The sequence below is a fragment of the Nocardia sp. NPDC004568 genome (assembly GCF_040609955.1).
GTDB lineage: Bacteria > Actinomycetota > Actinomycetes > Mycobacteriales > Mycobacteriaceae > Nocardia.
Genome location: NZ_JBEXLL010000146.1, coordinates 1 through 6,576, shown reverse-complemented (window position 1 = coordinate 6,576; position 6,576 = coordinate 1). Strand labels below are relative to the sequence as shown.

Sequence of the window (6,576 nt, the reverse complement as noted above, 5' to 3'; positions counted from 1 at the left end):
CACCGCTGGCTCTCCGGCGACGTGAAAGGACTCCCCTACCCCCACCACTGCCGCATCCTGGAAAAAATGCTGCCCGGACACACCGCCACCGAACTATTCGCCTCTGATGGCAAGGACGCTGACGTGCCTGGCGAACTTCGAGCAGCCGCATCGTCGTTTCCGGACCACGACCCGGATGCGATGCCGTCGGGGACGGCCGTGCCGCAGCAATCTGGCAGGCTCGTCAAGTCCCTTGTACCACCATTGGAGCCGGGTTTGATCCAGCGAGTAGATGAGTTCGGGGAGTTACGTGCCCTGCTTCTTTCCGCCGGCAGCAGCGACAGCGCAACGATAGGTGTGGTCGGCCCGGGAGGTTTCGGCAAGACAACGCTGGCTGGGCAACTCGCCCACGATTCCAAAGTGCGCTGTGCGTTCGAGGACATCTTGTGGGTTGAGACGGGTCCAGGCTGCGGCCCGGCGCGGGTAGTCGAATTGATCTCGGACATGTGTGTCCATCTGGGTGGGGGCCGGCCCGCCTTCGCCGATCCGACTCAAGCCGGTCTGCATTTGGCACATGTTCTGGCAGGTCGCGCTGTACTGCTCATCGTCGACAACGTGTGGTCGGCAAACGATCTGGCGCCATTTTTGCTGGGGGCCCCGCGGTGTGTCCGGCTGGTCACCACCCGGAATGCAGCAGTGTGCCCATCTTCATCGTTACTGTTCCGTCTCGGCGCCATGGATTCCGGACAGACTCGCGAGTTGCTCCGCCGGAACCTGCCCGGCTCTGCAGTGGATGGTCTATCGCCGCTGGCGACGTTGTGCGGAGGTTGGCCGCTGTTGGCCAGTGTCGTCAGCGGCGCGATCGGACACGATATCCGTGCCGGCGCCGGTGCCGACCAGGCCATCGCCTCAGCTACCGAGATGCTGCGTCTCGATGGGCCCGGTGCATTTGACGTCTGGGACACCGACCAGCGCCGCGCTGCGATCGGTCACGCAATCTCGGCCAGCTTGCGTAACCTGGACGAACACGTCACGATCCCCGGGACCGAGCGCCTGCGTGACCGCTATCTCGACCTCTGTGTATTCCCTGCCTCGACCGCGATCCCCATACCCGTACTCGCTGACTGGTGGAAAGCAGCCCACGGTTGGAGCCTGTCGGTGACACGCCGGTTCTGCCGGCTGCTGGCCGACCGATCCATGATCAGTGCCCACCTCGCAGACCAGGATGCGATCGTCCTGCACGACGTATTCGTCGCCTACCTCCGGCACCTGGTCGGCGAGCAACAATCCGACCTGCACCGGTCCCTGCTCGATGCCTTCCGGCCGGCCACGGGCAGCTGGCGAGACACCAGCGCGGTCGATTACCTGTGGCGCAGGCTCTCCTACCACCTGGATAAGGCCGGACTCATCGACGAACTCGATGAGACGTTCTCGTCAGTGGAGTTTCTCGCCGATAAAGCGCTGCGATGCGGGCACCACTCGTTGGTGCTCGATCACCAAATTCTGGCCAAGGTATCCGAGGCGGCCCTCGCTCAGCAGTTGACAAGCGCCGGACATCTACTGCAAGGCTTGGCCACTCTCACAGATATCGTGGCAACCCTGCACATTGTCGCCGCTCGAGCGGGCCACATGATCGACGTAGCCACCGCTGATTACAGCGGCTTCCGTGTCCGCACGGCAACCTCGGTGCAAAGCGAATCGTCCGGTCACATCGGCGCGGTCGTATCCGTAGCAGTCAGCGGCAATGTTCTGACTTCAGGAGGTGAAGACGGCACCGTACGGTTGTGGGACCTCAACCGCAAAGAACTCACCCACAAGTGTAGGGGGCATACTGGCTGGGTCCATGCCACCGCGGTCTCACCCGCCACGACTCTGGCCGCGTCCGCCGGCGACGACACCGAAATCCGGCTGTGGGATACCGCCTCCGGCGCCGTCATTGCTGTACTCAACGGCCACACTCAGCGGATCCGATCTCTGGCCTTCACCCACGACGGAACGAAGCTCATATCGGGGGCAGAAGATCACCTGGTCTGTGTGTGGGACGTCAAACAAGGGGCACTGCTCCGTCCGCCCACCATCAATCCAGCCCCGGTGTGGTCGATCGCTGTCTCCCCGGACGACGCCTTGATCGCCGTCGGCGGGCAAGACGAGACCGTCCGACTCATTGATGCACGCGCCGGAACATTGCTGTCCGAAGCCGTCGGACACACCGACTGGGTGCGTACCGTGGCGTTCACCGGTGCCCGCACATTGATCAGCGGTTCAGGTGACCGCACGACCTGCACCTGGACGATTGACCACCGACACCAGCTCGTGGCCGGGGAGCAGCGACGATTCGCTGACCGTGTCCGCACGGTCTCCCGCCGCGCGGACCGTGTCGTCGTCGGGACCGAGGACGCGCACCTACACGTCATCGACTCCGAACATCTGACCGCCGATATGGCGATGCCGCCCGGAGTCGACTGGATCCGCTCCACCGCCATCACAGACACGGGGGATGTGATCGTGGCCTGCGAAGACGGCGCGGTCCGGTGCTGGCATCAGGGCCACCTCACCACCATCTCCCCCGGTACCAACACGGTGTGGTCGGTTACGCATACCCAGGACGGCGGCCACACTGTCCTGGGAGACAGCGTCGGCACACTCACCATCGCCGACGAGTCCGGCGCCGCGAGCACACTGTCGATCGGACACGGACGCGTCTGGTCCCTCGACTCGGCAGCGCACTATATCGCCGCGGCCTGCGAAGACGGGACAGTCCGGCTCCATTCGACCGCCGACACCGACCAATCGACAGTGCTGGATACAGAGGCACGCCGCATCTGGGCGGTGGCGATAGCACAGTCCGGCGACCGGCTCGCCGCAGCGGGCGACGACGGCCGGGTCCGCGTATGGAATCTTCCCACCGGCACGCTGGCGTGGGATGCCATCACTGATGCCGGGCGGATCCGCTCGCTGGCCTTCAACTCCGACGGCTCCGTACTGGCCGCAGCATGCGGCGATGGCAGCGCAAAACTGTGGAACAGCGACGGGAATCTCCTGATGCAGGCACAGGCCGGACAGGGCTGGAGCCGCACCGTCGCCCTCGATCCCACTGGCACCCGCTTGGCTGTCGGCTCCGGTACCGGCGACATCGTCCTCCGCGACACCGCCACCGGCGAAGTCGTATGCGAACTCGCGGGCCACACCGGTCGGGTTCTGATGCTCGGGTTCCTCGACGACCACTTGATCTCGGTCGCTGCGAATGGCACGGCCCGATGGTGGAGCCTGACCGGGGAACTCGACGCCGAAGTCCGGGTCGACGCGTCCTGCCAGGCGGCCGGCTTCGATGCTGCCAGCCGGCGTGTCACGATTGCCACCGCCGCCGGAGTGACAGCTTTGACCGTCCCCCGCCAGTCCGCGAACGGAGCATAATGGCCGCCAGCACCACCACCGTCTCGACAATCGTGTCCACGGAACCGGAATCGTTCGCATGGAGCGTTCTGACTCACCGGCACCCCGCCATCATCAACCAGGTCCGCAACGCCCACCCCTACCCGCCCGACATCCAGCACCGCCTCGAAGCACTACGCGAACAGATCACCACAACCGTGCAGCCACTTCCCGAGGGCAGCCACGGAAAACCTCAATGGGACCAGTGGGGCGCCGAATTCTACGGCAGGCGGTGGCTGGACATCCCATTCCTGTGGGCCGAAAGCTACTTCTACCACCTGCTGCTCGACGCAGTTGGCTACTTCGGGCCCGGCCCCTGGCAAGGAATCGACCCGTTCACCCGAAAACAGGCCGAACTCGACGACCCCGCGCTCGCCACCGAGCTGGCCGCAGCGCCGAAACCTGAAAGCCTCTCGCCTGAACAGCGCACTACCGCACTGATCCATGCAGCTCTCTGGGGAAACCGCGCCGACCTCGGGTTTCGTCTGTCCGGATCCCCCGGAGCCGCTGATAACGCGCCCGGCAGCATTCTCGACGACCAGACCGAGGCGGTGGTCGACTATCTCAACAACCACACAGCCGGCACACTTGTCCTCATCGCCGACAACGCCGGCCGCGAGCTCATCCCCGACCTCTTGCTGGTCGACCACCTCCTACAGAGGCACCCCGCGTTGATGGTCGAACTACACCTCAAGCCGCGGCCCTATTACGTCTCCGACGCCACCACCACGGACCTGCTCGCCGCCCTCGCCCGCCTCGCGGGCATTCCCGGGCACACCCGCTCAGCAGCCGAACGACTCAACGATGCACTGGCCCAGGGGCGCCTGCAGTTGCGTGTGCACGAGTTCTACTGCGCCCCTCTATCATTCCACCATCTGCCCACCGACCTGCGCGCCGACCTCGCACGAGCCGACACCGTAATCCTCAAGGGCGACCTCAACTACCGGCGCCTGGTCGGGGACTGCCACTGGCCGGCCACCACCCAGTTCACTGCACTCACCCAGCACTTCCCCACCCGGGTAATCGCGCTGCGCACCCTCAAATCCGACGTCGCGGCAGGCATCGACGGACGCGTGCTCGCCACCCTCGAAGCATCCGAACCTGGCTGGCGGACCAGCGGAGCCCACGGGGTAGTGCAGCTATGCGACAAACATCCGAGCACCTGCTGACCCGAAGGAGCTGTGGTGCCCGAAGCACTGTTCGTGGGTCTATCGACCCTCGATATTGCCTACGCCGTCGATCGATACCCGGGCGAAGATACAAAAACCCAAGCTTCGGATCAGTTCCTGGGCGCCGGTGGACCCGCCGCCAACGCCGCGGTCGCGTGCGCGATTGTGTCGGGCCAGCCCACGACGCTGATCACCGCGCTCGGCCGCCACCCGATCGCCGACCTCGTACGCCACGACCTCACCGACAGGAACCTCACCCTGGTCGACACGACATCTGAAAGCACAGACAAGCCGCCAGTGTCATCGATCGTGGTCGCAGTGGAAGCCGGATCGCGCACGATCGTCGGTCTCGATGCAGCCCGAATCCAAGCGCCATACTCCCCCAGCCTCGATCGATACGTCGACGAGGCCACGATCGTCCTGATCGACGGGCACCATCCCGAACTGGCGATAGGCGTGGCACGCCGCGCCACAGAGATCGGAACGCCGGTCGTCCTCGATGCCGGCCGGTGGAAGCCGATCCACGACCAACTCCTACCGCTGACCGATATTGCGATCTGCTCCGCAGACTTCACACCACCCGGCTTCGAAGGCGACACCGCAGCGTTGATCGATCACCTATGTTCAGCTGGGCCCAAACACGCCGCAGTCACGCGAGGCCCGGACCCGATCATCTTCGCCGACGACGGCCGACACGGCATCATTGAGGTCACACCGGTCACCGCCGCCGCCGACACTCTCGGCGCCGGGGATATTTTGCACGGCGCGTTCTGCGCCTATTACGTCCAGAGCCGCGATTTCGTCAACGCGCTCACCCGTGCCTCAGAGGTGTCGACGTTGTCGTGCCGCACCTTCGGTACGCGGAACTGGGCTACAGCACTCAGCTGATCACAACGTAGTTCCCGCCAGTCTCGCGCAACACGATGTCAGCGCGATCCCGCGTGCCCGCGATCAGACGGGCGTTCGGCATATCGCTGTCGGCAATCTTGACCTGCGCCTGTTCAATCGTTCTGCCGCCCTGGAGATGACGGACGGTCAATCTCTGCTCGATAACGTCGTCGGCGGCGTCGAGGTACCACACCTCATCGAGCTGAGCGCGGACCTCGGCCCAACCAGGCTGTTCGAGCAGCAGGTAGTTGCCCTCCACGACCGCCAGTTGCTGCGCGGCGAACACTATGGCATCGGGCACGGGATCATGCAGGTCGCGATCGTAGAGCGGCCACGGTATACGCCGCCCAAGTGGAGCTTCACGCAGCACTTTTAGACGCGCAACGAACCCCGCGACGTCGAGGGTGTGCGGTTCGCCTTTGAGATGGAGGGCCCCGACCGCGTCCAGTTCGGCGGAGGTCTTGTGGAAACCGTCCATCGGGGCGATCTCCGCAGGCACAGCGTGCCCAGCCCGGACTGTGGCGGCCAGATTCTGCGACAACGTCGACTTGCCTGCTGCAGGAGGCCCAGCGATTCCGAGCATGTGCCGCCGACCCTGTGGAATGCGGGCCGCCACATTCGCCGCCAGCTCGGCCACAGACACTTCAGAACCTGCACGCATCCCGGAATTCCTTGCACGAGAATCAAGCCAGTGCAACCACGTTAGCAAGCCCAAGAGGCCCCGCCGGGCGTCGATGATACCGATCCGGGGTTCCGCCAACTGCACGGGAAGTAAAGAGACTTCCCGCACCGGCGAATGTTTACCGCGCGCTGGCCGTCTGCTGGGCACGCTCAACCGGTCAGTCGCTGCACCTGGTCCCCTCAGATCGGCTCTGCGGGAGCGCCGGGCTCGGGTTGAAGGTGATCCGGGCAGCGACACCGCCGAGGGCCGCGAGCCAACCGGCGAAAATCATGCACCAATCAGCCCGGCGCCGGAGCGGAGGCTCAAAACTATGACGGATACGCTACGGCACCTGACTGGGCCCCGGTGGCGGATCCACCGATCATGCGAGTTGCGGTTGGTTGAACTCGGTCGGTGTCCATTGCTGCCGGAACGCTTCAGGAGTGA

4 protein-coding genes are annotated in these 6,576 nt (G+C 64.8%); 3 read left to right on the top strand and 1 reads right to left on the bottom strand.

The window, feature by feature from the left end; all coding sequences use genetic code 11:
- Nucleotides 1-66: 66 nt before the first annotated feature.
- The 3 genes from ABZV91_RS31850 to ABZV91_RS31840 are packed head-to-tail and all read left to right on the top strand — an operon-like array spanning nt 67 to nt 5,468.
- Nucleotides 67-3,393, top strand: a complete 3,327-nt coding sequence (locus ABZV91_RS31850; protein WP_355249427.1) for an NB-ARC domain-containing protein — start codon at nt 67-69, stop codon at nt 3,391-3,393.
- Nucleotides 3,393-4,580, top strand: a complete 1,188-nt coding sequence (locus ABZV91_RS31845; RefSeq protein ID WP_355249426.1) for a damage-control phosphatase ARMT1 family protein — start codon at nt 3,393-3,395, stop codon at nt 4,578-4,580. Before ABZV91_RS31850 ends, ABZV91_RS31845 begins: the two co-directional genes overlap by 1 nt.
- Before the next feature lie 15 nt (nt 4,581-4,595).
- Nucleotides 4,596-5,468 (top strand): PfkB family carbohydrate kinase, encoded by an 873-nt coding sequence (locus tag ABZV91_RS31840; protein WP_355249425.1) that lies wholly within the window; start codon nt 4,596-4,598, stop codon nt 5,466-5,468.
- Here the strand turns inward: ABZV91_RS31840 and ABZV91_RS31835 are convergent.
- Nucleotides 5,461-6,129 (bottom strand): nucleoside/nucleotide kinase family protein, encoded by a 669-nt coding sequence (locus tag ABZV91_RS31835; RefSeq protein ID WP_355249424.1) that lies wholly within the window; start codon nt 6,127-6,129, stop codon nt 5,461-5,463. The genes ABZV91_RS31840 and ABZV91_RS31835 overlap by 8 nt on opposite strands.
- Between the last annotated feature and the right edge of the window lie 447 nt (nt 6,130-6,576).

Excerpts from the sequence above, each read along its gene's own strand:
- ABZV91_RS31845 (WP_355249426.1), top strand. The coding sequence starts at position 3,393 with ATGGCCGCCAGCACCACCACCGTCTCGACAATCGTGTCCACGGAACCG.
- ABZV91_RS31850 (WP_355249427.1), top strand. The coding sequence starts at position 67 with ATGCTGCCCGGACACACCGCCACCGAACTATTCGCCTCTGATGGCAAG.
- ABZV91_RS31835 (WP_355249424.1), bottom strand. The coding sequence starts at position 6,129 with ATGCGTGCAGGTTCTGAAGTGTCTGTGGCCGAGCTGGCGGCGAATGTG.